The sequence below is a fragment of the Arenimonas donghaensis DSM 18148 = HO3-R19 genome (genome assembly GCF_000743535.1).
GTDB lineage: Bacteria > Pseudomonadota > Gammaproteobacteria > Xanthomonadales > Xanthomonadaceae > Arenimonas > Arenimonas donghaensis.
In genome coordinates this window covers 229255-255125 of record NZ_AVCJ01000001.1, presented here as the reverse complement: position 1 = coordinate 255125, position 25871 = coordinate 229255, and the positions used below count along the sequence as shown (strand labels likewise).

Sequence of the window (25871 nt, the reverse complement as noted above, 5' to 3'; positions counted from 1 at the left end):
GGATCAGCCCATCCGGTAGTTCGGCGGCTCTTTGGTGATGGTCACGTCGTGCACGTGCGCCTCGCGGGTGCCGGCATTGGTGACGCGGACGAACTTGGGCTTGGTGCGCATCTCTTCGATGCTGGCGCAGCCGACGTAGCCCATCGACGAGCGCAGGCCGCCGGCCAGCTGGTGGACGATGTTGCCTACCGGCCCGCGGTACGGGACGCGGCCCTCGATGCCCTCGGGCACCAGCTTGTCGGCGTCCGAGGCATCCTGGAAATAGCGGTCCTTGCTGCCCAGCTCCATCGCGCCCAGCGAGCCCATGCCGCGGTAGCTCTTGTAGCTGCGGCCCTGGAACAGTTCGACCTCGCCCGGTGCCTCTTCGGTGCCGGCGAACAGGCCACCGATCATGATGACGCTGGCGCCGGCCACCAGGGCCTTGGCGATGTCGCCGGAGAAGCGGATGCCGCCGTCGGCGATCAGCGGGATGCGGCCCTTGAGCGCGTCGGCGACCATGCCCACGGCGGTGATCTGGGGCACGCCGACACCGGCGACGATGCGGGTGGTGCAAATCGAGCCCGGGCCCACGCCCACCTTCACCGCGTCGGCGCCGGCGTCCATCAGCGCCAGCGCGGCGTCGCCGGTGACGATGTTGCCGCCGATGACCTGCAGGTTCGGGTAGGTTTTCTTGACCCAGGCGACGCGCTCGATGACGCCCTGGCTGTGGCCATGGGCGGTGTCGACCACCACCACGTCCACGCCGGCGGCCACGAGGGCCTCGATGCGGGCCTCGGTGTCGCCGCCGACGCCAACCGCGGCGCCGGCGAGCAGCTGCTCATCGGCGTCCTTGGCGGCGTTGGGGTTGTCGCGGGCCTTCTGGATGTCCTTGACGGTGATCAGGCCGCGCAGGGCGAACTGGTCGTCGACCACCAGCACCTTCTCGATGCGGTGGGTGTGCATCAGCTGCAGGACTTCGTCGTCGCCGGCGCCTTCGCGCACCGTGACCAGCTTTTCCTTCTTGGTCATGATGTGGCGGACGGGATCGTCGAGCTTCTTCTCGAAGCGCATGTCGCGGCTGGTGACCAGGCCGACCAGGCGGCCACCGTCCACCACCGGCACGCCGGAGATGTTGCGGGCACGGGTGAGCTTGATCACTTCGCCGATGGTGGTTTCCGGACCGACGGTGAAGGGTTCGCGGATGACGCCGGCCTCGAAATTCTTGACCTGCGCCACGTGCGCCGCCTGCTGCTGCAGGCTCATGTTCTTGTGGATGATGCCGATGCCGCCGAGCTGGGCCATGGCGATCGCCAGGCGCGCTTCGGTGACGGTGTCCATGGCGGCCGAAACGATCGGCAGGTTCAGGCGGATGCCGCGCGTGAGCTGCGTGGCAAGACTGACGTCCTTGGGCAGGACCGCGGAGTGGGCGGGAACTAGCGAGACGTCGTCGAAGGTGAGCGCTTCGGCCTGGATGCGCAGCATGGAGCGGCTCCGGGGGAGAGGAAGCGCGGCATTATAGCCGGTCGGTCCCTGTGGGAGGGACTTCAGTCCCGAAAAGCTTCGGGACTGAAGTCCCTCCCACAGGGGCAACTACAGCAACGCCAGGCTCAAGGCCGGCCACCAGGTCAGCAGCGCGACCGCCAGCCCCAGCACCAGGAAAAACGGCAGGCAGGCCCGGACCAGGGTGCCGATGGGCTTGGAGAAGCGGTAGGCGGCGATGAACAGGTTCATGCCGACCGGCGGCGTGAAGTAGCCCAGCTGCAGGTTGGCCAGCATCACGATGCCCAGGTGCACCGGGTGGATGCCGAAGGCCGCGGCGACCGGGATCAGCAGCGGCGCCAGGATGACGATGGCCGAGAAGATGTCCAGCAGCATGCCCACGGCCAGCAGGAACAGGTTCAGCAGGCCCAGGAATACCCACGGGCTGTCCACGTGCCGGCTGATCCACTCGAACAGCCGGGTCGGCACCTGCTGGTCCACCAGCCAGTTCGACAGTGCCAGCGCCGCGGCCAGGATCATCAGGATGGCGCCGACCAGGCGCATCGATTCGGCCATCACGCCAGGCAGTTTCGACCAGCTTATTTCCCTTTTTATACAAACAATTACGATGAACACATAAAGTGCTGTAACAGCTGCGGTTTCACTGGCGGCGAGCGCTCCCGAATAGATCGCGCCCAGCACGATCACCGGCAGCGGCAGCTCCCAGGCGCACTCCTTCAGCGCCTGCCGCAGTTCCCGGCCGTCGAAGCCACGGCGGGCACTGGCCAGGCCCCGCCCCGCCCACATCGCATGGGCCGACAGCATCGCGATCATCAGCAGGCCCGGAAGCAGCCCGGCCAGGAACAAATCGGGGATGGTCACCGGCGTCGGCCCACCCACTTGCCCGGCCACGAAGCCGTAGACGATCAGCGGCAGCGACGGCGCGAACAGCAGGCCCAGGCTGCCCGCCGAAGTAACCAGGCCCAGGCTGTAGCGCTCGGAATAGCCCGCCTCACGCAGCGCCGGGTACAGCAACGCGCCGAGCGCGACGATGGTCACGCCCGAGGCCCCGGTGAAGGCGGTGAACAGCGCGCAGGCGACGATGGCCACGATCGCCAGGCCGCCGGGCAACCAGCCCAGCAGCGCGTTCGACAGCCGGACCAGCCGGCCGGGTGCCCCGCTTTCGCCCAGCAGGTATCCCGCCAGGGTGAACAGCGGGATCGCCACCAGCCCGGGCAGGTCGCCCAGGCGGTAGACCTCGACCGCCACCACCATCAGGTCGTAGCCGGCCAGGTGAAAGCCCAGCAGGGCCACGGCCAGGATCACCGCGAACAGCGGCTTGCCCAGCGCCGCCAGCAGGGCGATCAGCAGCAGGCCCAGGCCCAGGCTCATGACGTCGAATCCATCGGCGCTGGCGGCGGCGCCGCGGCGGCGATCGCGAAACGCAGCGCCATCAGGCCAAAGCCAAGCGGCAGCGCCAGCATCGGCACCCAACTGGGCACGCCGGCGACGAAGGGCAAGGGCATCTCGCGCTCGAGCTGCACCAGTCCCCAGCCCAGCCAGGCCATGCCGGCGCAGAGCACCGCCGTCGAGGCCTGCGCCACCGCCCAGGCCACCCGCCGCGCCCCGGGCGGCAGCAGGCGCGGCAAGGCGTCGATGGCGATGTGGCGATGGCGGCGGGTGGCGCCCAGGGCGCCCAGCAGCGCCAGCCAGAGCACGCCGGCGCGGCCGACCGGTTCAGCCCAGGCCAGGCCGGTGTCGAAAAAAAGCCGCAGCGCGATCTGTGCCAGCGACAGCAGCAGCAAGGATCCCAGCAAGGACGCCAGCAGTACGTCCTCCGCCTGGTGCAGGCGCCGGACCCAGGCGCGGCTCATGCCTCAGTCGTCCCCGGACCCGGCCAGGGCGCGCCGCAGGGCGGTCATGACCACGGGCGAGAGTTCACCCCTGGCCTCCATGTCGGCGACCACGCCGGCACCGGCGGCACGCCAGCGCGCGGCTTCTTCGGGCGCCAGGGCGTTGACCTGCATGCCCTGCTTCTTCAAGGCCTCGAGCGCGGCCAGGTTGTCGCGCTTGACGGTGGCATCCATGCGCGTCGCGGCGTTGCCAAAGGCCGTCGCCAGCAGTTGCTGGTCCGCCGGGGAGAGCCGCTTCCAGGCCTTCTCGTCGAGCACGAGGTAACCGATGACGAAGGTCAGCGGCAGGTCCACCATGTGCCCGAGCTTGCCGTGCCACTGCAGCGCGATGGCGCCGCTCGGGGTGTTGGCCACCGTGTCCACCATGCCGGTCTGCAGGCTGGTGAAGACGTCGCCGATGGGCAGCGGGATCGGACTGATGCCGGCGGCCTCGAAAGTGCGGATGGCGATGACGTCGTTCTGCGGCACCCACAACTTGATGCCCGCGACGTCGCCCCGGTCGCGCAGCGGGCGGTCACCCATCAGGTAGGCGAAGCCGACGCCGGACACGCCCAGCATGCGCAGGCCACGTTCCTGGAAACCCTTGGCCAGCAGCGGGTCGACGGCGGCACGGGCGCGCTGCACGTCGTCCCAGTCGTCGAACATGAAAGGCAGGCTGTAGACCGGCGCGTCCGGATAGACCAGGGACAGCTCGCTGGACGTGAGCACGCCCCCCTGCAGCTGCCCAAGGCGCATCTTGCGCAGCACGACGGCGTCGTTGCCCATGACGCCGCCGGGGTAGAACTTCACCTGCATCCGGCCGTTGCTGCCCTGCCCGACTTCGTCGGCGGCGGCGCGCAGTTCGCGCATCCAGGCCGACCCCTCGGGAGCCAGGGTGGCGATCTTGAGCACCTGGGCCGCGGCGGACCACGAGGACGCGAGCAGCAGGCAGGTCAGCAGCAGGCGGAACATGGCGACTCCCGGATCAGAAAAAGTCCTTGCCGCTGGCCACCAGCGCATGCGCACGCTCCTGGGCCAGCACGTTCATCAGGGTAAAACCCGGTTCGGCGGGATCAGCGGCCAGGACCTCGGCCAGCAGCCGGTCGTGCAGCGCCTGGTCGAACACCAGCCGGGAATAGGTTTCCGCCATCAGCACCTTGGCGTAGAGGTTGCGGCCGCCTGACTGGGCGATGGCCGCTTCGAAGTGGCCACGGCCGATGTCGGGGCGGCCACCGACGGCTTCCGGCCGCAGCGAGTGCAGCACCCCCAGGTAGACCCGCGCCATGCCCCGGTCGTGGCCGGGGTCCAGGGCCACCACCCGTTCGAGCAGGGCCTGGATCTTGGGCAGTTCGGCGATCGCGCCCCAGTCGTCGCGATGGGCCTGCAGGTAGCCTGCCCAGGCGGCACCGAGCGCGTACAGGGTGTCCACGTCGTCGACGCCGGCCGCGGCCACCTCGGCCTCGAAGGGTTCGACCGGGCCGGCCATGGCCTGGCACAGGCCGGCATCGCGCAGGCAGGTGCCGCGCCGGGCGTAATCGAGGGACTTTTCCGACAGGCGCTGCGCCCGCAGCGTGTCGTCGCCGGTGAAGCTGCCGGCGTAGGCGCCATTGAGGCTGGCGGCGGCGAAAAGCAGCGGCGCGTTGGCGGCCTTGCCCGGCGCCTGCCCCTGGACCAGGGCGTCGAGCAGCAACAGGTAGGCCGGCAGGCCATCGCGGACCGTTGCAGGATCGTTGCTGTCGTAGACGGCGGCGCCCAGGTCATGCGCGAACCGGTCCCCTGCCCGGCCCACGACCGCGGCGCAGCCGGCCAGCACCAGCAGGACGACGCTGGCGGCGATCATCCGGAGCAGGCGGGTCGGGTGCACGGGGTCGGACATGGGCCCAGTGTGCCGGCTCAGCGTGACGATTGCGCGGCGTCGAGCGCTTCGGCGGCTTCCAGCGTGTTCTGCATCAGCGTCGCCACGGTCATCGGGCCGACGCCGCCGGGCACCGGGGTGATCCAGCTGGCCCGCTCGGCGGCGGCCTGGAAACCGACGTCGCCGACCAGGCGGCCGTCATCGAGCCGGTTGATGCCGACGTCGATGACCACGGCGCCGGGCTTGACCCACTCCCCGGGCACGATGCCGGGCCGTCCGACCGCGACCACCAGGATATCGGCCTCGCCGACATGGCGACGCAGTACGTCCTGCGGCGTGAACTTGTGGCAGCTGGTGGTGGTGCAACCGGCGATCAGCAGTTCCAGCGCCATCGGCCGGCCGACGTGGTTGCTGACGCCGACGATGGTGGCGCTGCGACCGCGAACCGGCTGGTCGGTGTAGGCCAGCAAAGTGGTGATGCCGCGTGGCGTGCAGGGTCGCAGGCCGAACTGGCGCAGGGCCAGGTGGCCGACGTTTTCCGGGTGGAATCCGTCCACGTCCTTGCGCGGGTCGATGCGATTGATCAGCCAGCTGGCGTCCCGGTTCCCCGGCAGCGGCAGCTGCACCAGGATGCCGTGGATGTCCGGATCGGCGTTGAGGCGATCGATCAGCGCGGCCAGCTCGGCATCGGAGGCAGCGGCCGGCAGGTCGAAGTCGACGGCGCGGATGCCGACCTTCTTCGCCGCCCGGCGCTTGTTGCGCACGTAAACCGCCGAGGCCGGATCCGCCCCCACCAACACGACCGCCAGGCCTGGCGCGCACTTTCCGGCGGCCAGCCGGGCTTTCACGCGCTGCGCGAGGTCGACCAGGAGGGTATCGGCAATGCCCTTGCCGTCGAGAATGCGGGCGCTCATGGCACGATTATCCCCGAACCCCACCCGGTACCGCCACATGAATGACACGACTGCCCTTGAAGCCGCCGCCTTCCGGCGCCTGCTTGCCCACCTGCGCGAACGCACCGAAGTACAGAACATCGACCTGATGATCCTGGCGGGCTTTTGCCGCAACTGCCTGGCCGACTGGCTGCGCGAGGCCGCCGGGGAGGCCGGCGTCGCGATGGACCGCGACCAGGCCCGCGAACACGTGTACGGCATGCCTTTCGCGGAATTCAAGCGCCTGCACCAGCGCGAGGCCACGCCGGAGCAGCTGGCGGCCTTCGAAGCCACCCGGCACCGCGGATAAAAAAACGCCCCGGCTGCGAAGCCGGGGCGTTGAAGTCCCACTGACGGGATAGAGAGTCTGGTGTCAGGCGCGCTTGCGGCGGCTGCGCGGCGCGGTGGCGCGCTGGGCGCGGCGGGCACCTGCCTTCCTGGTGGTCTTGCCTGCGACGAAGCGCTGCTCGAATTCGGCCTGGGCGCGTTCGGCGAAGGCTTCGGCCTGGGTGCGCAGGCGGGCGACCTGGCGGCCGGCCTCGCAGGCGGCGGCTTCGGCGCGCTCGCGCAGCAGGTCGGCGTTGCCGGCGACGGCGTCGAGCGAACGGCGGGCCTGCTTGCGGGCGAGCACCGCGGCGCCCAGGCCGGCGAGCAGCAGGGTGCGCGGGTTGACTTCGATCTGGGCCTTGCGACGACGATTGGGGGTCTGGCGGGTCATGGCGTGCCTCACTGTCGGGGGGCGGAAGGCCCCGTGTCGAAGGCCAGTGTGGTCGCTGCGACCCGAGCTTTCACACTAGTGGGCCGGCTTGCGGGCCGGCGTGGCTCGGGCGATGCTGGCTGCCTGACGCGCAGGAGCATCGGCATGGCCGCCAAGAAAACCGCATGGGCCCGTTTCCCCCACCCCGACAAGTCGTTCGACTACGCCGGCGACAAGCTCAAGAAGGCCTGGCCGGCCCTGCATGCCGGGGACGTCGAGCCTTTCCCCGACGACAAGCGTGCAGGCGCCCTGATCAAGGCGGCTGGCAAGGCGGCGCCAAAGGGAGGGGACGCGGCGGCCCTGGCCCAGTCGCTCCAGGACGCCTGGCGCGACTTCCACCGCGGCGATTTCCAGCAGGCCTTCGAGGCCGGTTCGGCGCTGGGGCCGGTGGGCGCCTCGGTGGCCTGCAAGGCCCTGGCCATCCATGCCTCCTACCTGGTGGACGACGAGGACGAACAGCTCCGGCGCTATGAACAGGCCGGCAAGCTGGCCGAGGCCGCCATCGCGGCCCTGCCCGCGGAGGCCAACAGCCACTATCGCTTCGCCCACGCCATGGGCCGCTACAGCCAGGGCATCTCCATCGCCAAGGCCTTGAAGATGGGCCTGGCCGGCAAGGTCAGGAAGGCCCTCGACCAGACCCTCGAGCTGGCACCCAAACACGCCGAAGCGCAGGCAGCGATGGCGCTTTACCACGCCGAGATCATCGACAAGGTCGGCGCCCTGGTCGGCGGGCTGACCTATGGCGCCAAGGCCGCCGCCGCTGAAAAACACATGGCCACCGCGCTCAAGCTGACGCCGTCCTCGCCGATCACCCACGTCGAGCACGCCAACCTGCTGTTGCTGCTGCACGGTGAGAAAAAGGAAGACCAGGCCGCAGCGGCGTTCGAAAAAGCCGCCAAGCTCAAGGCACGCGACGCGATGGAGGCCCTGGACGCCGGTTTCGCGCGTGACCAGCTCGAGTAATCCACGGGGACTCGAGCCCGAGGAAGCGGCACGCCGCCTCGCGGCGCACGGACGCAATGAACTACCGCCGCCCCCGCGGCGGGGGCTGGGCCGCATCGCCGTCCAGGTGATGTCCGAACCCATGTTCCTGTTGCTGGCGCTGGCAGCCGGCGCTTACCTCGTCCTGGGTGAACCGGCCGAAGGCGCCCTGCTGGGTGGATTCGCCCTGGTCACCATTGGCCTGGTCGTGGTCCAGGAGCGCCGCAGCGAGCGCGCGCTGGAAGCCTTGCGTGCGCTGGGCGCGCCCGTTGCCGTGGTCATCCGCGGGGGCGTGGCGCAACGGCTGCCTGCCGCCGAGGTGGTTCCCGGCGACTTTCTGGTGGTAGAGGAAGGCGTGCGCGTGCCCGCCGATGCGACGCTGCATGACGCGCGTTCGCTGGCCGTGGACGAGTCGCTGCTGACCGGCGAAAGCCTGCCCGTCGAAAAACGCGCAGGGGGCGAAGGCGAAGCAGGCGAAGTATTCGCCGGTACCCTGGTCATTGGTGGCAATGCACTGGCCGAAGTCACCCGTACGGGGGTCGCGACCCGCAGCGGCCGGATCGGCCAGGCGCTCGGCGACATCGAGATCGAATCGACCCGCCTCCAGCGCAACACGGCGCGCCTGGTGCGGTTGTTCGGGGTCGTGGCGCTGGCCGTGAGCCTTTCACTGATGTTGTTCCATGGCCTGGTCCGCGGCGAATGGGTCCAGGGCCTGCTGTCCTCCATTGCCTTGGCGATGGCGATGCTGCCCGAGGAATTCCCGTTGGCGCTGGCGGTTTTTTTCGCGCTCGGTGCCTGGCGGATGGCCCGGGTCGGCGTGCTGGTTCGCCGCGCCGCGGTGGTCGAGACCCTGGGCGCGGCGACGGTGCTGTGCGTGGACAAGACCGGCACGCTCACTGAAAACCGGATGCGGGTTGCCTGGTTGTGCGAGGGCGACCGGGACGTCTCCCTCAAGCCCGGCGAACTGTCGCCCGCGAACATGGCATCGCTCCTGGACGTCGCGATCCTGGCCAGCCGTTCCCACTCCATGGACCCCATGGACCGCGCACTGCAAACCCTGGCGCGGGAAGGGCTGCAGCAGGCCGAGTCCGGCCACTTCCCGGTGTCTCCCGAACTGCCGGCGATGAGCGTCGCCCATGCGCTTCCCGGCGGCGGGCTGCGGGTGGCCACCAAAGGCGCACCCGAGGCCGTGGCGCGGCTGTGCAGGCTCGGGGCCGACGAAACAGCTGCGGTGCTCGAGGCGGCTGCCGCCGCTGCGGCGCGGGGGCTCAGGGTTCTCGGCGTGGCGCATGGCCACCCAGGCAAAAGCCTCCCCGCCAACCACGCCGATCTCAGGCCTGAGTGGCTCGGCCTGGTCGGCTTCGAGGATCCGCTGCGGCCAACGGTGCCCGCGGCCGTCGCCGAGGCGCGTGAGGCCGGCATACGGGTGGTGATGCTGACTGGCGACTTCGCGCCCACGGCGCGTGCGATCGCCCGGCAGGCCGGCCTGCAGGCGCCCGACCACGTCCACCTGGGCAGCGAACTCGACGGCATGGACGATGCCGAGTTCTCGGCGGCAGCGGCCGGCGAAGGCGTGTTCGCCCGGGTGCGGCCGGAGCAGAAGCTGCGCCTGGTGCAGGCGCTCAAGGCACGGGGCGACGTGGTCGCCATGACCGGCGACGGGGTCAACGACGCTCCCGCCCTCAAGGCCGCGCACATCGGCATCGCGATGGGCCAGCGCGGCACGGACGTCGCCCGCGAGGCGGCGCCCCTGGTCCTGATGCAGGAGGACTTCGGCCTGATCGTCGACGCCGTGCGCCAGGGGCGGCGCATCTTCGACAACCTGCGCAAGGTGATGTTGTACATCGTCGCGGTGCACGTGCCGATCGCCGGTCTGGCGATGCTGCCCCTGCTTATGGGTTTCCCGCCGCTTCTGCTGCCGGCCCACGTCGTGCTGATCGAAATGGTGATCGACCCCATGTGCTCGGTCGCTTTCGAAGCCCAGCCCGGTGAACCGGACCTGATGCAGCAGCCACCGCGCCCATTGTCCGAGTCCCTGGTGGGCGGCGCGCAACTGGCCCTGGCGGTGGGGATGGGCCTGGTGCTGCTGGCACTTTGCATGGTCGCCTACCTGCTGGCGCAGGCCGGTGGTGCCGACGACGAGGTGTCGCGCACGCTCGCCATCCTGGCGCTCACGGCCGGCAACCTGGCGATGGTGGCCAGCCTCTCCCGGCGAGGCCGGGCCTGGCTGCGAGGCAATGGTCGCGCGTTCGTGGTGATCGCCCTCGGTGCCGCCGCCATCCTGGCCGCCTGCATCGGGGTGCCGGCCTTGCGCGAGCTGTTCAAGTTCGGCCTGCCCAGCCTGGGCCAGGCCGGGCAGGCCCTGGCCCTGGGCCTGGTCGGTGGCCTCGCGCTGGAACTGTTCAAGCCGGTTCCCGCGGTCCAGGCGATCCTGGGTCGGCAAGGAAAGGGCGGGCGGCCGCGGACATGAAAAAAGGCCCGGCAGTGCCGGGCCTTTCCTTCGAAACCTGGTGGGCGGTACAGGACTTGAACCTGTGACCCTTGCCGTGTGAAAGCAATGCTCTACCAACTGAGCTAACCGCCCGAAGAGCGGCGAATCTTACCCACCGGCACCCAAGCGGTCAAGGCGCCGGGCGCCGCTAGCGCAGCTTCGTGGCCATCATCCGGGCGGCTTCCGGGGGCGCCGCGAAGCTGTCCGGCCGGGCCCGGTCCCAGAAAACCTGGAAGACCGGGTGCTCCGGTACGCCCTCGAGCAGCCGGCCCTGGGCGACGAACTGGTGCAGGCTTGCCAGCGACCGCACTTCGGTCGACGACACCCGGCGCACGATGTGTTCGGGCCCCAGCTGCGAGGGATGGGTCAACCCGGCGGCCGCCAGCAGTTCCTTGAGCGCGATCACCGTGTTGCGATGGAAGTTGTAGACCCGCGTGGCCTTGTCCACCGGGTCCAGGGCGGCCTGGCGGCTGCGGTCCTGGGTGGCGATGCCGGTCGGGCACCGGTCGGTATGGCAGCTCTGCGACTGGATGCAACCCAGGGAGAACATGAATCCGCGCGCGGCATTGCACCAGTCCGCCCCCAGGGCCAGGGCCCGGGCGATATCGAAGGCAGTCACGACCTTGCCGGCCGCGGCGACCCGCACCTTCGCGCGCAGGTCCAGGCCGACCAGGGTGTTGTGGACCAGCATCAGCGCCTCGCGCATGGGCGCGCCGACGTGGTCGATGAACTCCATCGGGGCGGCGCCGGTGCCGCCCTCGGCACCGTCGACGACGATGAAATCCGGGGTGATGCCGGTTTCGCGCATCGCCTTGGCGATCGCGAACCATTCCCAGGGATGCCCCACCGCCAGCTTGAAGCCGGTGGGCTTTCCGCCCGACAGGTCCCGCAGTTCCTGGATGAATTCGAGCAGTCCGATCGGCGTCGAGAACGCGCTGTGCGAGGACGGCGAGTGGCACTCCACCCCTTCCGGGATGCCGCGTGCCTCGGCGATCTCGGGGCTGACCTTGGCCGCGGGCAGGATGCCGCCCTGCCCCGGCTTGGCGCCCTGGCTGAGCTTGAGTTCGATCATGCGGACCTGCGGATCGACGGCATTGCTCTGGAAGCGTTCGCGGTCGAAGCGGCCCTCGGCGTCGCGGCAACCGAAGTAGCCCGAACCGATTTCCCAGACCAGGTCGCCGCCGTGTTCCCGGTGGTAGCGCGAAATCGATCCCTCGCCGGTGTCGTGGTAGAACCCGCCCCGCTTGGCACCGGCGTTGAGCGCCAGGATGGCATTGCCCGACAGCGAGCCGAAGCTCATCGCCGAAATATTGAAGACGCTGGCCTGGTAGGGCTGCGCGCGATCTTCGCCGACGGCGATCCGGAAGTCGTGCGAATCAACCCTGGCCGGCTGCATCGAGTGGTTGATCCACTCGTAGTCGTCGCCGTAGACGTCGCGCATGGTGCCGAAGGGCCGGGTGTCGGTCACGGCCTTGGCACGCTGGTAGACGATGGCGCGCTGCAGGCGTGAAAACGGCGCTTCGTGGGTATCGGACTCGATGAAGTACTGGCGGATTTCCGGGCCGATCGACTCGAGCCCGTAGCGGAAGTGCGCCGTCAACGGGTAATTGCGCCGCAAGGTGTGCTTTTTCTGCACCAGGTCCCAAAGACCCACCAGCGACAAGGTGCCGAAGGCCACCACGCCCCAGCCGGCGAGGGGCACGTACAGCGCGGCGAGGCTGGAGAGCACCGTCAGCAGTAGGCAGCTTGCGAAGGGCCAGTAGCGATTTGGCAACATCGGTAGGTAACTCCCCTGGGGCCTCAGATGGTGCCCGGGGTGGGGGTCGAACCCACATGGCCTTGCGGCCGGGGGATTTTAAGTCCCATGCGTCTACCAGTTTCGCCACCCGGGCATCGCGCCATGGTGCCACAAAGAAAAAGCCCCGCCGGAGCGGGGCTTGAAAGCTTTGGAGGCCGAGGTCGGAATCGAACCGGCGTACGCGGATTTGCAGTCCGCTGCATGACCACTCTGCCACCCGGCCGGGAAGCGATACCGGTGCCAAGCTTAGCGCGAGGCATCCGGAAAAAACAAAACCCCGGCGAACGGGGCTTTGTCTGAAACTGGAGCGGGAAACGAGACTCGAACTCGCGACCCCGACCTTGGCAAGGTCGTGCTCTACCAACTGAGCTATTCCCGCAAGAGACGCGTATTTTGGGGATCGGCCGCCCCCCTGTCAATACTTTTTTCCTTCAACCCTTCTTGCGCATGGTCGGCCAGGCGGCCCGCAGGTAGTCCCAGCCCGACCACAGGGTCAGTGCCGCGGCCACGCCGAGCAGCCATTCGCCGATCTGGAAGACCGGAAGCCCGAACAGGTCTTCCTGGAACAGCAGGCAGCTGATGGCGGTCATCTGCACGATGGTCTTGAGCTTGCCCAGCCCGGCCACCTTGACCAGGCCGTGGGCCCCCATCTGCGCCATCCATTCACGCAGGGCCGAGATGGTGATCTCGCGACCGATGATGATCGCGGCCAGCATCGCCATCAGCGGCGTCGGGTAGCGCTCGACCACCAGCAGCAAGGCGAAGGCGACCGTCAGCTTGTCGGCCACCGGGTCCAGGAAGGCACCAAACGCCGAATACATGCCGAAGCGCCGCGCGATCCAGCCATCGGCCCAGTCCGTCACCGCCCCCAGGATGAACACCGCCGCCGCGGCGATATTGGTCCAGCTGTACGGGAGGTAGAACACCGCCACCAGCACCGGGATCAGCAGGATCCGGAAGATGGTGAGCATGGTGGGGATGGTCAGGTTCATCAGTACGCCATGGATGGGGTCGCGCGATTATGGCTCAAGTCCATGCAGTGCATCGTAGATGCGCTGCGCGAGCGCAGCGCTGACGCCCTCGGCGCGGGCGATTTCCTCGACGCCGGCATCCCGCAGCCCGGCCAGTCCGCCGAAGTGCTTGAGCAGTGCCGACCGCCTGCGCGGACCGATGCCCGGGATGTCTTCGAGCCGGCTGGTCTCGCGGGCCTTCTGCCGCTTGCCGCGATGGCCGGTGATCGCGAAGCGGTGCGCTTCGTCGCGCACCTGCTGCACCAGCTGCAGGCCCGGCGACGCGGCTCCCGGACGGATCTCGCGGCCATCGGGAAACACCAGGGCCTCGTGGCCGGCACGCCGTGCCTCGCCCTTGGCGACGCCGACCATGGTGACGCCGGTCAGCCCGAGGCCGGCCAGCACCTCCCTGGCCTGCGCCAGCTGGCCGGCGCCGCCGTCGATCAGGAGCAGGTCGGGCAGCACGCCGTCTTCCATGCCGCGGCGGAAGCGGCGTTCGAGCGCCTGGTGCATCGCGGCGTAGTCGTCGCCGGGTTCGATGCCGGTGATGTTGTAGCGCCGGTACTGGCCGCGCACCGGGCCCTCGGCGTCGAAAACCACGCACGAGGCCACGGTCGCTTCGCCCATGGTGTGGCTGATGTCGAAGCATTCGATGCGCGATGGCGCCTGCGCCATGCCCAGCAGGCCCTGCAGCGAGACCAGCCGGGCCCGCTGGCTGGCGCTGCTGGCCAGCTCGGTGCCCAGGGCCAGGGCGGCGTTCTTGCGGGCGATGTCCAGGTAACGTGCACGCTCGCCGCGCACCGAGGCCTTTATCTCGACCTTGCGCCCGGCCTGGGCGCCGAGCACCTCCTGCAGCAGGGCCTGGTCGGCGATGGCGTGGCTGAGCACGATCTCGCGCGGCGGCGCGTGTTCCAGGTAATGCTGGGCTACGAAGGCCCCCAGCACTTCCTCGCAGGCTTCGGCCCCATTGGCCTTGGGGAAGAAGCTGCGCGTGCCCTGGTTGAAACCGTTGCGAAAGGCCATCAGCAGCACGCAGGCCTGGCCGCGTTCGAGCACGCAGGCCAGCACGTCCATTTCCACCTGCTCGCCCTCGACGTACTGGCGGGCCTGGATACGGCGCACGGCGGCGATCTGGTCGCGCAGTTGCGCCGCCTGTTCGAACTCCAGGCGGGCGCTGGCCGACTCCATCGCCTGGCCCAGTTCGTCCACCAGCTCGGTGCTGCGACCCTCCAGGAACAGCGCCGCGCGCCGCACGGTGGCGTCGTATTCGCGGGTGGGCACCAGGCCGACGCAGGGCGCGCTGCAGCGGCCGATCTGGTGTTGCAGGCAGGGCCGGCTGCGGTTGCGGAAGACGCTGTCCTCGCAGCTGCGCAGCTTGAACAGCTTGAACATCAGGTCCAGGGTCTCGCGCACCGCGCCCGAGCCCGGGTAGGGACCGAAGTAGCGGCCCGGCACCGCCCGCGGTCCGCGGTGGTAGGCCAGCCGTGGCCAGGTTTCATCGGTCAGCAGGATGTGCGGGTAACTCTTGTCGTCGCGCAGCAGCACGTTGTAGCGCGGACGCAGGGACTTGATCAGCTGGTTCTCCAGGATCAGCGCCTCGCTTTCGGTGCGGGTGACCGTCACTTCGATGCCGGCGATCTGCGCCACCATCAGCGCGATGCGCCTGGACGACTGCTCCTTGAGGAAGTAGCTGGAGACGCGCTTCTTGAGCGAGGCCGCCTTGCCCACGTAGAGCACCGTGCCGTCCGCCGCCAGCATGCGGTAGACCCCGGGCGCCGGGGTCAGCTGGCGGACGAAGGCCTTGCCATCGAAATCCTGGGTCTGCTCCGGCCCGTCGGTCATGCGCCGGCCATCCGCCCGTTATTCGCCAATGGGCAGCCGGCCCAGCTTGCCGGTGCCCAGGTCGTAGCGCAGGACTTCGTGGGCGCCGGTGTTGGCGATCCAGAGCGAGCCGGGACCGGCGGCCAGGGCCGCGGGCTGTTCCAGCGTCTGCGGCAATTCGTGGGTGGCGACGTCGCCGCCGCCCAGGCGCAGGCGGCGCAGGCAGCCGTTGTAGCTGTCGGCGATCCACAGCACCGGGCTGGCGGGATCCAGCGCCAGCGCCAGCGGGTATTGCAGGCGCGCATCGCGGCGCTGGCCGTCCTGGTCGCCGAATTCGTACAGCCCCTGCCCCACCAGGGTTTGCACCTGGCCCTGGGCGATCTGCAGCGAGCGAATGGCCGAACTGGCGGCATCGGCGATGTAGAGCGTCTGCTGCACCTGGGCCAGCGCCGCCGGGTGCGCGAACATCGCGTTGCGGGCCTGGCCGTCGGCGAGTCCCATGTCCCCCGAGCCCGCCGTCAGCTTGAGCCGCGACTGGCCCAGTTCGTATTCCCAGACCTGGTTGCTGCCGGCCAGGGCGATATAGATGCGGTCGAGGTTGCCGACCACGTCCCAGGGCTGGTTCAACGGCAGCTCCAAGGCCTTGCCGCTGCCCTCGCGGGGCGTGCCCGGGCGGCCGGTGCCGGCCAGGGTTTCCACCGCGCCGTCGAGCAGGCGGATGCGGCGAAGGGCGTGGTTGCCGGTGTCGGCGACGTACAGCGATTCGCGCACCAGGCACAGGCCGCGCGGCAGGCGGAAGGCGGCGTCCTCGGCGGCGCCGTCGACCAGGTCGCCGTGGCCGGTGCCGAACTCGCGCAGCACGCGGCCCGAATGCGTGCATTCGAGGATGCGATGGTGGCCGGTGTCGGCCACGTAAAGGTGGTTTTCGCCGACCGCCAGGCCCGAAGGGAATGCCAGCGGCAGCCGGGGCTCGCTGCCCAGCCGGCGCGGCGGATCGGCCTGCAACACGGCGCCGCCGACCTCGTCGACCAGGCCGCGGATGGCGTTCTCCAGGCGCACGGCCTGGTCGTCGCCGGTGAAGACCTCGCGCAGGCGGCCACGGGTGTCGACCAGCGCGACCGACGGCCAGGACTGGATGCCGTAGTGCTGCCAGGCGCTCCAGCCACGATCATTGGCGACCGGGAAAGGGATACCCAGGCGGTTGGCCGCCTTGAGCACGAGGCGACCGTCGAGCTCGGAATCGAAACGCGGTAAGTGGATGCCCAGCAGGGTCAGGCCGAGCGGGAACTTCGACTGCAGCCGGGTGAGCTCCCCGAGCAGGGTGTGGCAATAGGCCGAGGCGGCATTCCAGAACACCAGTCCCAGCACGCGGCCCCGGTGCGTTTCGATCCGCTGCGGGTCGGCATTGAGCCACTGCAGTTGGGCCGGCAGTTCGGGGGCGGCGTGGACGGTCATGGGCAGGGTGTCCAGGGGGCTCGGGTCATTATGCCTGCGAAGCCAAACGCCGCAGCAGGCCTTCGGCGGCTTCGCTGGCGAGTTGGCAGACGTGGTCGAAATCGCGTTCCTGGCCGTAATAAGGATCGGGCACTTCCCCGCCCCGTGAGACGCCGCACCAGTCCAGGGCCAGCGCGATGCGCCCACGCGCGTCCGACGGAGCCAGCGTCTGCACGGCGGCGAGGTTGTCGCGGTCGGCGCACAGCAGCAGGTCGAAGCGCTGGAAGTCGTTGGCCTGCAGCTGGCGGGCGCGCTGAGCCGAAATGTCCACGCCCCGGCGCCGTGCCGCGGCGACGGCCCGCGCGTCGGGCGGATCGCCGGCATGCCAGCCGCCGGTGCCGGCCGAATCGACCGTGTAGGCGACCTGCGCGTCCGGGCGCCGATGGCCGGCCCAGCCCTCCAGCAGCGGCGACCGGCAGATATTGCCCATGCATATAAACAATATATTCAATAGCTTGTATCGGTTAATTAATTCTTTTTCTCAGCCAGGAAACGACGCTCGGCGCGCGCCAGGTCGGCTTCGGTGTCGACCCCGGGCGGGAACTCGACCGGGCTCAGGCCGACCCTGATGCGATGGCCCGCCTCGAGCACGCGCAGTTGTTCCAGGGCTTCGAGCTGCTCGAGTTGGCCGGGCGGCAGGCGGGTGAAGGTGCGCAGGAAGCCGGCGCGGTAGGCGTAGATCCCGATGTGACGCAGCGCGGTGCCCGCCACCGGGCCCAGGCGGTCACGGGCAAAACGCTCGCGCTGCCAGGGAATGGGGGCGCGGCTGAAGTACAGCGCCAGGCCGTTGGCGTCCCGGACCAGTTTCACGGCATTGGGGTCGAACAGCGTCTGCGCGTCCTCGATGGGCGTGGCCAGGGTGGCCATCTCGGCGCCGCCCGAGGCCAGCGCGGCGGCGACGGCGCGGATGCCCTCGGGCGGGGCAAACGGTTCGTCGCCCTGCAGGTTCACGACGATCTGGTCGTCGTCCCAGCCCAGCTGCGCCGCGCATTCGGCCAGGCGGTCGGTGCCCGAAGGGTGCTCGGCGCGGGTCATGCACACGCGCAGTGGCTGCCCGGCCAGGGCCTCGGCGATGCGCGGGTCGTCGGTCGCCACCACCACCTCGCTCGCCCCGGCGGCAAGGGCGCGGCGGGCCACGTGCACGACCATAGGTTCGCCGGCGATCAGGCGCAGCGGCTTGCCCGGCAAGCGCGTGGCGCCGTACCGGGCCGGGATGGCGACGATGAAGTCAGGCGTTTTCATGGCGGGGTTCCGGGTGCCGGTTCGCGACGGTGTACGAGCAGCTTTTCGTGGACGGCCTCGACGAAGGCGTCCGGCAGGTCCGCCACGGCCGGCACCGACCAGGTATTGGCCAGGCCGAAACCGGCGCATTTGACGGCATCCTTTTCCGTCATCAGTCGTGGCGCCGCCGGGGCGAATTCCAGCTCGCCCGGCCGGTAGCGGTGGTGGTCGGGAAACGCGTGTTCGATCACCTGCAGGCCTGCGGCGCGCAGCGCCCGGAAAAAGCGCGCCGGATGGCCGATGCCAGCGATCGCGTGCACCGGGCCGGGTTCGAACAGGCCCAGGGGCCGGGGCTCGCCCGGCCCCAAGGGCTGGGCATCGCCCAGGCGCAGGTCCATGCGCCATTCACCGGTGTCGGCGTCGCCGCCGTTGATCACCCTGAAATCGACCCCGCGGCCGGCGGGTTCGCGCAGCGGCCCGGCCGGGATCAGCCGGCCGTTGCCGAGCCGCCGCTCGCCGTCGCGGACTTCGATTTCCAGGTCGCGGCCCAGGCGCAGGTGCTGGAGGCCGTCATCGGCGATCACCAGGGAGCAGCCGGCCGCGACCAGCCGGCGCGCCGCCGCCGCGCGATCGCGATCGACGGCCACCGGCAGGCCGGTCTGGCGCGCAATCAGCAGCGGTTCGTCGCCACAGTCGGCGGGACTGGAGTCGGGCCGCGCCCAGGTGGGTTCCCGGCTGGTCCGGCCGTGGCCCCGGCTGGCGATGCCAGGCTTCCAGCCACGTCGCGCGAGCGCCCGCGCCAGGGCGATCGTCAACGGGGTCTTGCCGGCGCCGCCAGCGACCAGGTTGCCGACCACCAGCACCGGCACCGGCAGCCGGTGCGTGCGCAGCCAGCCGCTGGCATAAAAATGCCGTCGCATCCGGATGATCCCGCCGTTGACCCACGCCAGCAGCCGAAGTGCCGGCCCCGGCGCCACGTCGCCATACCAGCGCCGCAGCAGCCAGCGCTCGAGCCGGGCCTTCACCCGGCCTCCGGCTCGCGGAACTGCATGCGGTGCAGGTGGGCGTAGAGCCCGCCCTTGGCCAGCAGGCTGGCATGGGTGCCCTGCTCCACCAGCTTGCCGCCGTCGAGCACGAGCACCTGGTCGGCGTGTTCCACCGTGGACAGGCGGTGCGCGATGACCAGGGTGGTGCGGTCCGGGATGAGCCGGTTCAGGGCGTCCTGCACCAGCCGTTCGGACTCGGTGTCCAGCGCGGCGGTGGCCTCGTCCAGGATCAGGATCGGGGCGTCCTTGAGGATGGCGCGGGCGATGGCAAGCCGCTGGCGCTGGCCGCCGGAAAGCAGGCCGCCGTTCTCGCCGATCGTGGCCTGCATGCCGCCAGGCAGGCGCTCGATGAACTCCAGCGCATTGGCGGCTTCGGCGGCGGCACGGATGCGCTGGGGGTCGGCGCCAGCGTCGGCGCCATAGGCGATGTTGGCGCTGATCGAGTCATCGAACAGCATCACGCGCTGGCCGACCATGGCGATCTGGCGGCGCAGGTCGGCGAGGCGGTAATCGCCGACCGGCTCGCCGTCCACGCGCACCTCGCCCTGGCTGGCTTCGTAAAAGCGCGGCAGCAAGCGGATCAGCGTCGACTTGCCGCTGCCCGAACGGCCGACGATGGCGGTGACGGTGCCAGGCGCGGCCCGGAAACTGATGCCGGACAGGGCCGGTGTTTCCTGCCCGGGATAGATCACCGAGACGTCGCGGAATTCGATCTCGCCGCGGGCGCGGGCCAGTTCGCGCCGGCCGCCATCGGCTTCGTCGGCCTCGTCGAGGATGAAGAACAGCCGGTCGGCCGCGGCGACGCCGCGCTGGACCACGCTTTGCACGTTGGCGATGCGCTTGAGCGAAGGCAGCATCGCCATCATCGAGGTCAGCAGGGCCACGAAGATGCCGGCGGTCATGCGGCCCTGGCTGGCTTCGTGGCCGGCGACCAGCAGGATCACCGCCAGCGCCACCGCCGCCAGGGTCTGCACCAGCGAGGAAGCACCCGCGCGCGTCGCCTCCACTTTCACGCCCAGGCGCAGGTTCTGGCCGATCAGGCTGCGGTAGCGCGCCAGTTCCGATGCCTGGGCGCCGTAGATCTTGACTTCCTGCTGCGCCGACAGCGCCTGTTCGGCGATCTGCGCCATGTTGGCCACGCCGTCCTGGATGCCGCGGTTGATGCGCCGGTAGCGGCGCCCCACCACGGCGGAAATGCCGGCGATCAACGGCGCCAGCACCAGCATCACCAGGGTCACCAGCGGGCTGTACCAGAACATCACGCCCAGCAGCGCGACGATGGTGAGGCTGTCGGTGAGGATGGTCTTGAGCGCGTCCGAGCTGGCCTGGGTGACCTGCTCGGTGTCGTAGTTCAGGCGCGACACCATCGCCGGCACCGGTTCGCGGTCGAAGCGTTCGCTGGGCAGGCGCAGGTACTTGGCCAGGATGTCCTCGCGCAGGTCGCGCACGACGCTGCGCCCGGTGCGGGCCATGCCGTAGTCGGTGGCGAAGGTGGCGATGCCGCGCAGCACGAACAGCGCGACGATCGCCAGCGGGATCGTCCAGCGCATGCCCGGGTTCTGGGCGACGAAGGTTTCATCGACGATGGGTTTCATCATCCAGGTGAAAGCCGCCGCCGCGCCGGCCTCGAAGACCATGCCGATGCCGGCTGCGAGCAGCAGCGGCCAGTAGCGGCGGGCGCGGGTGAGCAGTCGCCGGTAGACCACCCAGGCCGGGGTTTCCGAGCTCATGGTTCCGCCCCGGGCGTGGTCGCCAGGTTGACCCGGGTGAAGCCCAGCTGGCCCAGGCTGTCCATCACCGTCACCAGGTGCTGGGTCTGCGAACGGGCATCGGCGCGTATGACGATCTGGCGCGTGCGGTCGCTGCCGGCCTCGCTGGCCAGGCTGGCGCGCAGCGAGGCGGGGTCGGTCTTGAGCACCTCGTTGTTGCCGATGAAGATCCGGCCCTCGGCGTCGATCAGCACGGTCAGCGGCTGCTCGACCTGGACCTCGGTGCGTGAATCGGTCTTGGGCAGCACGATCTTGAGCGCCGAACGGTGGTCGAAGGTGGTGGTGACCACCAGGAAGATGATCAGGCAGAACACCACGTCGATCAGCGAGACGAGGCTGATCTCCGGTTCATCGGGAACGCGGCCGGTACTGAGTTTCACGCCTTGCTCCGCTTGGTGGCGCGCGGCGGCTTGCCGGGCGTGGCCGATGGCTCCTCCTCCAGGGCGTCGAGCAGCGCGGTGGCCTGCTGCTCCATTTCCACCACGTAGCCGGTGATCCGGCCGCGCAGGTAACGATGGAAGATGACCGCGGGGATGGCCACGCACAGGCCGGCGGCGGTCGAGATCAGTGCCTGGCCGATGCCGCCCGCCAGGCGGTTGGCGTCGCCGACGCCGGCGGTGAGGATGTCCAGGAACATCTCGATCATGCCGAACACGGTGCCCAGCAGGCCCAGCAAGGGCGCGACGGCGGCGATGGTGCCCAGGGTGTTGAGGAAACGCTCCATGCGGTGCGCGACATGGCGGCCGACGTCTTCGATGCGTTCCTTGATGATCTCGCGCGGGCGGTGGCGCACGTCCAGCCCGGCGGCCAGCAGTTCGCCCAGGGGCGAGTTACGGCGCAGGATGTCGATGTGCTTGGGGTCCAGCTCCCGGCCGCGGGCCCAGTCACGGACCTCTTCGCCCAGGCCGGGCGGCAGCACTTCCTGCCGGCGCAGGCTCCAGAAGCGCTCCAGGATGATGGCCAGCGCCAGTATCGCCAGCGCGATGATCGGCGCCATTACCCAGCCGCCTGCCTTGATCAGTTCCAGCACGCCTCACCTTTGCCGTTGGGGGGTCGCCGATAGCATAGCCTGTGCCGCCAGCCGGGGCATGGCGCCAGTAGCGCGGACGGTCACGGCGAAGGCGTTCGATCACGCGCACGCCGTCGCGTCCAAGGCGCAGTCGTATGGCCCCCAGCGACGCACTGTCGAGCAGGCGCACGTCGTAGCGCTGGTAGCGGTCGAGCACGATCTGCTTGGGCAGGCCAAAGCGGTTGTCGTGGCCAACCGGCAGCAGCCCCACCCGGGGCCTCACCGCGGCAAGGAAATCCAGGCTCGACGAGGTGTCGCTGCCGTGGTGCGGCACCACCAGCACGTCGCTGCGCAGCGCCCCGGGGGGCAGCTTCGCCAGCCGGGCCTCGACGTGCCTGCCGATGTCGCCCGGCAGCAGTGCGCTGGCGCCGGCCGAGCGGATGTGCAGCACGCAGCTGCTGTCATTGCGCAGGTAGGGAAAGTGCGGCGTCGGATGCAGCCAAGTGAACTGCACGCCGTCCCATTGCCAGCCCTCGCCCGCCAGGCAGGGCTGCATCCCGGGGCGTGCCCAGGCCTCCGGCGCCAGCGTGCGGGCGATCGGCAGGCCGGCGCGAACGGCATTCGCGCCGCCGGCATGGTCGTTGTCGCCGTGGCTGAGCACGAGGCGGTCGATGCGACGCACGCCGGCCGCCCGCAGCGCCGGCAGCACCGCGGCTTCACCAAAGTCCATGCCGCGCGGTGGCGCCGGCCCGGCATCGTAGAGCAGCACGTGCCGGTGGGTGATCACCGCCAGCGCCAGGCCTTGCCCGACGTCCACCAGCCACAGGTCGACGTCCCCGCGTGCGGGCCGGTCCGCGGCCGGCCAGAACAAGGGCAACAGCAACAGCGCGGCCAGGCCTTTCCCGGGCACGCCCCTGGGCAATAGCAGCCAGAAGCTGCCGGCCAGGGCCAGCGCCACGCTCACCAGGCTTGGCTCCGGCAGCCAGGCCAGCGCGGCCGGCCACCGGGCCACCCAGGCCAGGCCCTGCCAGAGCAGGTCCATCATCGCGGCCGCCGCCTGCCAGGCCAGGGCCGCGGCGCCTTCGTGCACGGGATGCAGGAGCAAACCCAGCAAGGCCAGCGGCACCACGCCCAGGCTGATCCAGGGAATGCCGACCAGGTTCACCAGCGGACCCGGCAGCGAGGCCTGGCTGAAGAACCAGGCGCCGATCGGCAACAGTCCCAGCATCGCGACGGCCTGGGCGCCGATGAAGGGACGCCACCAGCCCTGGCCCGGCTCCCTGGGCAGGCACCACAGCAGCCAGGCCACCCCGAGGTAGCTGAGCCAAAAGCCAGGCGACAGCACCGCCAGCGGGTCCGCGAGCAGCACGGCGATGGTCGCCAACGCCAGCGACTGGCCGTCGGCCTGCGGCCGGCGCAGCAAGCGCGCCAGCACGACCACCGCGATCATCAGCGCGGTTCGCACGGTGGGAAGCGCGAAACCCGCCAGCGCGGTGTAGGCAAGCGACAGCGCCAGGGCCATGGCTGCGGTGCCCAGCGGCCGGGGCCAGCGTCTCGCCAGCACCGGGAACAACCGCCAGAGCAGTTGGCCCAGCAGGGCGCCGAAACCCGCGACCAGGCCGACGTGGAATCCGGAGATCGCGATCAGGTGGGTCAGTCCGGTCGCACGCAGCACGGTCCAGTCGTGGTCGTCCAGGCCACGGGTATCGCCCAGGGCCAGGGCCTGCACGAACCTGGCCCGGGCATCGGGCACGGCCGCTGCGATCGCCAGCGAGAGCCGCTCTCGCTGGCGGTCGATGGCCTGGCTGGCCGCCGGCTCGCCCGCGGGCCTGCCGGCGAGCACGTAGCCGGTGGCGGTGAGCCGCCGCTCCAGCGCCCGCCGTTCGAAATCGAATCCCCCGGGGTTGACCACGCCCCGCGGTGCGCGCAGCCGGAGATCGAACTGCCACCGACTGCCCGCCCCGATCGCCGGCAAGGGCTCGCCAGGCCGGACGAACCAGCCCAGCTGCAGCCGCCTGCCCTCGAGCCAGGCACTGTCGCCCTGCCCCTGCTCCACCCGGAAGCCGAAGCGCACGGAGCCATCGTTGGCTTCAGGCAAGCCAAGCACGTAGCCGCGCACCGCGTGCATCCCGGTCGCGTCCGGCGCGGGCAGGCGCAAGGCCAGTGCATGCATGCCATGCACGCTGGCCAGGCAAACACCGACCAGGCCGGCACCGAGCCAGCGCCAGCGCGTTGGCGAACACCACAGCCATAACCCGGACAGGCCCCAGGCCAGGCAGATCGCCAGGCCCGGCAGGCTGGCCAAGCCCTGCACCCAAAGCACGCCGGCCAGCAGCGCAGCCGCGACGCCGGGCCCGAAGGGCGCCGGGACCGGGGCACGCTGGCCCGGCAAATCAGTCCCCGGTGGCGGGTCGCAGTTGTCCCTGGGTCAGTTCCAGGGTCCGATCCAGTCGCCGCGCCAGGCGGCGATCGTGGGTCACCATGACCAGGGCCGTGCCCAGGTCGCGGTTGAGTTCGAGCAGCAGGTCGAAGACGGTCGCTGCCGTCTTTTCGTCGAGATTGCCGGTCGGTTCGTCGCCAAGCACGCAGGCCGGCCGGGTGACCAGGGCACGTGCCACCGCGGCCCGCTGGCGTTCACCGCCAGAAAGTTCGCCCGGCTTGTGGCCCAGCCGGTGGCCCAGGCCGACGCGTTCGAGCAGCGCCTGCGCCGCCGGACGCGCCGCGCTGGCGCGGTCGCCTCGGATGAGCAGCGGCATCATCACGTTTTCGAGCGCAGTGAATTCCGGCAACAGGTGGTGGAACTGGTAGACGAAGCCAAGGGCCCGGTTGCGCAACAGGCCACGCTCGCGCTCGCCCAGCGCCGACATGCGTTGCCCGTCCACGTGCACCTCGCCCGAACTGGCGCTGTCCAGGCCACCGAGCAGGTGCAGCAGGGTGCTCTTGCCGGCGCCGGAGGCACCGACGATGGCGACGGTTTCGCCGCGGCGCACGGAAAGTTCCAGTCCGTCGAAGACCGGCGTGCGCAGGTCGCCTTCCTGGTAGGTCTTGCCCAGGTCCTCGCAGCGGATGACGACGTCGTTCATGGGCTTATTCATAGCGCAGCGCCGTGGCCGGATCGGTGCGCGAGGCGCGCCAGGCCGGGTAGATCGTCGCCAGCAGGCACAGCACGAAGGCCACGGCGGCCACCATGGCCACGTCGGCCGCGTCCACCAGGGTGGGCACGCCGGAAATGTAGTAGACGTCCGAGGGCATCAGTTCGGTCTTGAAGGTCTGTTCGATGAAATGCACGATTTCCGAGAGGTTGCTGGCCAACAGCACGCCGCTGGCGACGCCGATGCCGATGCCCAGCACGCCGATCACCATGCCCTGCACGATGAAGACCCGCATCACCGCCCCCGGCGACATGCCCAGGGTGCGCAGGATGGCGATGTCGGACTGCTTGTCCTGCACCAGCATCACCAGCGAGGACACCAGGTTGAAGGCGGCGATGGCGATCACCAGCGAGAGCAGGATGAACATCACCGTCTTCTCGAGCTTGAGCGCCCGGAAGAAATTGGCGTGGTCCTGGGTCCAGTCGCGCACGCGGTAGTGGCCCTGCATGCGGTCGGCCAGGTCCCGCGCCACCGGCCAGGCTTCCCACAGGTCTTCGAGCTTGAGCCGCACGCCGCTGACGCCCTCGCCCATCCGCCCCAGCCGCTGGGCGTCGGCGATGTGCACCAGGGCCATGCCCAGGTCGTACTCCTGGGCCCCGGCTTCGAAGATGCCCACCACCTCGAACCGCCGCGCCCGCGGCATCGCGCCCAGCGGGGTGACGGTGGACTCGGAGATATAGACATTGACCGAATCGCCAACGCCGGCGCCGAGCAGCAGCGACAGCTCGCGGCCCAGGATGATCCGGTACTCGCCGGCCTGCAGGTCGTCCAGGCTGCCCTGCACCATCTTGTCGGCCAGCTCCGAGACCTGGGGCTCCAGCGCCGGCATCACGCCGCGGATGATCGCGCCCCGCCGCGTGCGCCCCTGCAGCAGCGACTCGGTTTCGACGTAGGGCGCGGCACCGAGCACGCGCGGGTCCTCGCCGGCCAGCGCCACGGCCCGCGGCCAGTCCTGCAGGGGGCCGTCGAGGCCGGACACGGTGGCATGCGCCACCATGCCCAGGATGCGGTCGCGCAGCTCCTGCTGGAAGCCGCTCATCACCGAAATCGTGGTGATCAGCGCCATCACGCCGATGATGATCCCGAGGATGGACGCCATCGAGATGAAGGAGATGAAGCCATTGCGGCGTTTGGCGCGCAGGTAGCGCAGGCCGATGGCGAGGGAAAGATTCGGGAGCATGGGGG

Annotated in this window: 23 protein-coding genes, 4 tRNA genes and 1 pseudogene; 4 read left to right on the top strand and 24 right to left on the bottom strand. The window is 69.9% G+C overall.

All coding sequences use genetic code 11. From position 1 onward, the window contains the following. Positions 1–3: 3 nt before the first annotated feature. The 6 genes from guaB to folD all read right to left on the bottom strand — a co-directional run bounded on the left by guaB (position 4) and on the right by folD (position 6119). Positions 4–1461: an IMP dehydrogenase gene (guaB, locus tag N788_RS01245; protein WP_034220178.1), complete on the bottom strand. Its 1458-nt coding sequence runs from the start codon at positions 1459–1461 to the stop codon at positions 4–6. 108 nt (positions 1462–1569) lie between these two features. After that, the gene (locus tag N788_RS01240; RefSeq protein ID WP_034220176.1) at positions 1570–2850 is read right to left on the bottom strand and encodes a TRAP transporter large permease; all 1281 of its coding nucleotides are present in this window, start codon (positions 2848–2850) and stop codon (positions 1570–1572) included. Beyond that, entirely contained in the window at positions 2847–3332 is a 486-nt protein-coding gene (locus N788_RS01235; RefSeq protein ID WP_051924222.1) for a TRAP transporter small permease, read from the bottom strand. The genes N788_RS01240 and N788_RS01235 overlap by 4 nt, the downstream gene beginning before the upstream one ends. A gap of 3 nt (positions 3333–3335) precedes the next feature. Next, positions 3336–4322: a TRAP transporter substrate-binding protein DctP gene (dctP, locus tag N788_RS01230; RefSeq protein ID WP_034220173.1), complete on the bottom strand. Its 987-nt coding sequence runs from the start codon at positions 4320–4322 to the stop codon at positions 3336–3338. Between the two features lie 13 nt (positions 4323–4335). Beyond that, positions 4336–5226 carry a TRAP transporter TatT component family protein gene (locus N788_RS01225; RefSeq protein ID WP_034220170.1) on the bottom strand — a complete coding sequence of 297 codons (891 nt, stop codon included), beginning with the start codon at positions 5224–5226 and terminating at the stop codon, positions 4336–4338. Between the two features lie 17 nt (positions 5227–5243). Next, positions 5244–6119 carry a bifunctional methylenetetrahydrofolate dehydrogenase/methenyltetrahydrofolate cyclohydrolase FolD gene (gene folD, locus N788_RS01220; RefSeq protein WP_034220167.1) on the bottom strand — a complete coding sequence of 292 codons (876 nt, stop codon included), beginning with the start codon at positions 6117–6119 and terminating at the stop codon, positions 5244–5246. A gap of 37 nt (positions 6120–6156) precedes the next feature. On the opposite strand from folD, the gene N788_RS01215 reads away from it, so the two are divergent. After that, entirely contained in the window at positions 6157–6447 is a 291-nt protein-coding gene (locus N788_RS01215; RefSeq protein WP_034220165.1) for a DUF1244 domain-containing protein, read from the top strand. Between the two features lie 63 nt (positions 6448–6510). Here the strand turns inward: N788_RS01215 and N788_RS01210 are convergent, their stop codons facing one another. Next, a complete protein-coding gene (locus N788_RS01210; RefSeq protein WP_034220163.1) occupies positions 6511–6855 on the bottom strand; it encodes a hypothetical protein in 345 nt (114 codons plus the stop codon). Between the two features lie 144 nt (positions 6856–6999). Between N788_RS01210 and N788_RS01205 the strand changes: the two genes are divergently transcribed. The 3 genes and pseudogenes from N788_RS01205 to N788_RS01200 all read left to right on the top strand — a co-directional run bounded on the left by N788_RS01205 (position 7000) and on the right by N788_RS01200 (position 10345). Further along, entirely contained in the window at positions 7000–7857 is an 858-nt protein-coding gene (locus N788_RS01205; protein ID WP_034220161.1) for a hypothetical protein, read from the top strand. After that, a pseudogene (locus N788_RS15165) lies at positions 7841–7945 on the top strand (cation-transporting P-type ATPase); the annotation flags it as partial. The gene N788_RS01205 and the pseudogene N788_RS15165, both read left to right, overlap by 17 nt. Before the next feature lie 21 nt (positions 7946–7966). Further along, positions 7967–10345, top strand: a complete 2379-nt coding sequence (locus tag N788_RS01200) for a cation-translocating P-type ATPase (protein ID WP_244444062.1) — start codon at positions 7967–7969, stop codon at positions 10343–10345. A 38-nt stretch (positions 10346–10383) separates the two neighbouring features. On the opposite strand, the gene N788_RS01195 is transcribed toward N788_RS01200, so the two are convergent. The 17 genes from N788_RS01195 to N788_RS01115 all read right to left on the bottom strand — a co-directional run bounded on the left by N788_RS01195 (position 10384) and on the right by N788_RS01115 (position 25866). After that, positions 10384–10459 (bottom strand) — tRNA-Val (locus N788_RS01195). A 55-nt stretch (positions 10460–10514) separates the two neighbouring features. Beyond that, on the bottom strand, positions 10515–12143 hold the full coding sequence (locus N788_RS01190) for an FMN-binding glutamate synthase family protein (protein ID WP_034220156.1): 1629 nt from the start codon (positions 12141–12143) through the stop codon (positions 10515–10517). A gap of 28 nt (positions 12144–12171) precedes the next feature. After that, a tRNA-Leu gene (locus N788_RS01185) sits at positions 12172–12258 on the bottom strand. 55 nt (positions 12259–12313) lie between these two features. Then, positions 12314–12387: transfer RNA gene (locus tag N788_RS01180), tRNA-Cys, on the bottom strand. An 80-nt stretch (positions 12388–12467) separates the two neighbouring features. Then, positions 12468–12543, bottom strand: a tRNA-Gly gene (locus N788_RS01175). 52 nt (positions 12544–12595) lie between these two features. Next, positions 12596–13156, bottom strand: a complete 561-nt coding sequence (gene pgsA / locus N788_RS01170) for a CDP-diacylglycerol--glycerol-3-phosphate 3-phosphatidyltransferase (protein WP_034220155.1) — start codon at positions 13154–13156, stop codon at positions 12596–12598. Between the two features lie 27 nt (positions 13157–13183). Continuing rightward, the gene (gene uvrC / locus N788_RS01165) at positions 13184–15016 is read right to left on the bottom strand and encodes an excinuclease ABC subunit UvrC (RefSeq protein WP_034220154.1); all 1833 of its coding nucleotides are present in this window, start codon (positions 15014–15016) and stop codon (positions 13184–13186) included. An 18-nt stretch (positions 15017–15034) separates the two neighbouring features. Further along, positions 15035–16450, bottom strand: coding sequence for a redoxin domain-containing protein (locus N788_RS01160; protein WP_034220152.1), 1416 nt, complete (start codon positions 16448–16450; stop codon positions 15035–15037). Between the two features lie 28 nt (positions 16451–16478). Next, positions 16479–16940 carry a low molecular weight protein-tyrosine-phosphatase gene (locus tag N788_RS01155; RefSeq protein WP_034220149.1) on the bottom strand — a complete coding sequence of 154 codons (462 nt, stop codon included), beginning with the start codon at positions 16938–16940 and terminating at the stop codon, positions 16479–16481. Between the two features lie 17 nt (positions 16941–16957). Continuing rightward, complete coding sequence (kdsB, locus tag N788_RS01150) at positions 16958–17731, bottom strand: 3-deoxy-manno-octulosonate cytidylyltransferase (protein WP_034220147.1); 774 nt, start codon at positions 17729–17731, stop codon at positions 16958–16960. Beyond that, complete coding sequence (gene lpxK / locus N788_RS01145; RefSeq protein ID WP_244444061.1) at positions 17728–18735, bottom strand: tetraacyldisaccharide 4'-kinase; 1008 nt, start codon at positions 18733–18735, stop codon at positions 17728–17730. Before lpxK ends, kdsB begins: the two co-directional genes overlap by 4 nt. Further along, a complete protein-coding gene (gene msbA / locus N788_RS01140) occupies positions 18732–20486 on the bottom strand; it encodes a lipid A export permease/ATP-binding protein MsbA (RefSeq protein ID WP_034220144.1) in 1755 nt (584 codons plus the stop codon). Before msbA ends, lpxK begins: the two co-directional genes overlap by 4 nt. Further along, complete coding sequence (locus N788_RS01135) at positions 20483–20905, bottom strand: ExbD/TolR family protein (protein ID WP_034220141.1); 423 nt, start codon at positions 20903–20905, stop codon at positions 20483–20485. Before N788_RS01135 ends, msbA begins: the two co-directional genes overlap by 4 nt. Further along, positions 20902–21522 carry a MotA/TolQ/ExbB proton channel family protein gene (locus tag N788_RS14155; protein WP_084695814.1) on the bottom strand — a complete coding sequence of 207 codons (621 nt, stop codon included), beginning with the start codon at positions 21520–21522 and terminating at the stop codon, positions 20902–20904. Before N788_RS14155 ends, N788_RS01135 begins: the two co-directional genes overlap by 4 nt. Continuing rightward, positions 21410–23926, bottom strand: a complete 2517-nt coding sequence (locus N788_RS01125; protein WP_051924218.1) for a DNA internalization-related competence protein ComEC/Rec2 — start codon at positions 23924–23926, stop codon at positions 21410–21412. Before N788_RS01125 ends, N788_RS14155 begins: the two co-directional genes overlap by 113 nt. A gap of 1 nt (position 23927) precedes the next feature. Next, a complete protein-coding gene (lolD, locus tag N788_RS01120) occupies positions 23928–24629 on the bottom strand; it encodes a lipoprotein-releasing ABC transporter ATP-binding protein LolD (protein WP_034220137.1) in 702 nt (233 codons plus the stop codon). Further along, complete coding sequence (locus N788_RS01115; RefSeq protein WP_034220134.1) at positions 24622–25866, bottom strand: lipoprotein-releasing ABC transporter permease subunit; 1245 nt, start codon at positions 25864–25866, stop codon at positions 24622–24624. The genes lolD and N788_RS01115 overlap by 8 nt, the downstream gene beginning before the upstream one ends. Positions 25867–25871 lie beyond the last annotated feature (5 nt).

Excerpts from the sequence above, each read along its gene's own strand:
- folD (WP_034220167.1), bottom strand. The coding sequence starts at position 6,119 with ATGAGCGCCCGCATTCTCGACGGCAAGGGCATTGCCGATACCCTCCTG.
- N788_RS01210 (WP_034220163.1), bottom strand. The coding sequence starts at position 6,855 with ATGACCCGCCAGACCCCCAATCGTCGTCGCAAGGCCCAGATCGAAGTC.
- N788_RS01115 (WP_034220134.1), bottom strand. The coding sequence starts at position 25,866 with ATGCTCCCGAATCTTTCCCTCGCCATCGGCCTGCGCTACCTGCGCGCC.
- N788_RS01205 (WP_034220161.1), top strand. The coding sequence starts at position 7,000 with ATGGCCGCCAAGAAAACCGCATGGGCCCGTTTCCCCCACCCCGACAAG.
- dctP (WP_034220173.1), bottom strand. The coding sequence starts at position 4,322 with ATGTTCCGCCTGCTGCTGACCTGCCTGCTGCTCGCGTCCTCGTGGTCC.
- N788_RS01200 (WP_244444062.1), top strand. The coding sequence starts at position 7,967 with ATGTCCGAACCCATGTTCCTGTTGCTGGCGCTGGCAGCCGGCGCTTAC.
- msbA (WP_034220144.1), bottom strand. The coding sequence starts at position 20,486 with ATGAGCTCGGAAACCCCGGCCTGGGTGGTCTACCGGCGACTGCTCACC.
- N788_RS01160 (WP_034220152.1), bottom strand. The coding sequence starts at position 16,450 with ATGACCGTCCACGCCGCCCCCGAACTGCCGGCCCAACTGCAGTGGCTC.
- kdsB (WP_034220147.1), bottom strand. The coding sequence starts at position 17,731 with ATGAAAACGCCTGACTTCATCGTCGCCATCCCGGCCCGGTACGGCGCC.
- N788_RS01225 (WP_034220170.1), bottom strand. The coding sequence starts at position 5,226 with ATGTCCGACCCCGTGCACCCGACCCGCCTGCTCCGGATGATCGCCGCC.
- uvrC (WP_034220154.1), bottom strand. The coding sequence starts at position 15,016 with ATGACCGACGGGCCGGAGCAGACCCAGGATTTCGATGGCAAGGCCTTC.
- N788_RS01215 (WP_034220165.1), top strand. The coding sequence starts at position 6,157 with ATGAATGACACGACTGCCCTTGAAGCCGCCGCCTTCCGGCGCCTGCTT.
- guaB (WP_034220178.1), bottom strand. The coding sequence starts at position 1,461 with ATGCTGCGCATCCAGGCCGAAGCGCTCACCTTCGACGACGTCTCGCTA.
- N788_RS14155 (WP_084695814.1), bottom strand. The coding sequence starts at position 21,522 with ATGGCGCCGATCATCGCGCTGGCGATACTGGCGCTGGCCATCATCCTG.
- N788_RS01190 (WP_034220156.1), bottom strand. The coding sequence starts at position 12,143 with ATGTTGCCAAATCGCTACTGGCCCTTCGCAAGCTGCCTACTGCTGACG.
- N788_RS01240 (WP_034220176.1), bottom strand. The coding sequence starts at position 2,850 with ATGAGCCTGGGCCTGGGCCTGCTGCTGATCGCCCTGCTGGCGGCGCTG.
- pgsA (WP_034220155.1), bottom strand. The coding sequence starts at position 13,156 with ATGAACCTGACCATCCCCACCATGCTCACCATCTTCCGGATCCTGCTG.
- lolD (WP_034220137.1), bottom strand. The coding sequence starts at position 24,629 with ATGAATAAGCCCATGAACGACGTCGTCATCCGCTGCGAGGACCTGGGC.
- N788_RS01235 (WP_051924222.1), bottom strand. The coding sequence starts at position 3,332 with ATGAGCCGCGCCTGGGTCCGGCGCCTGCACCAGGCGGAGGACGTACTG.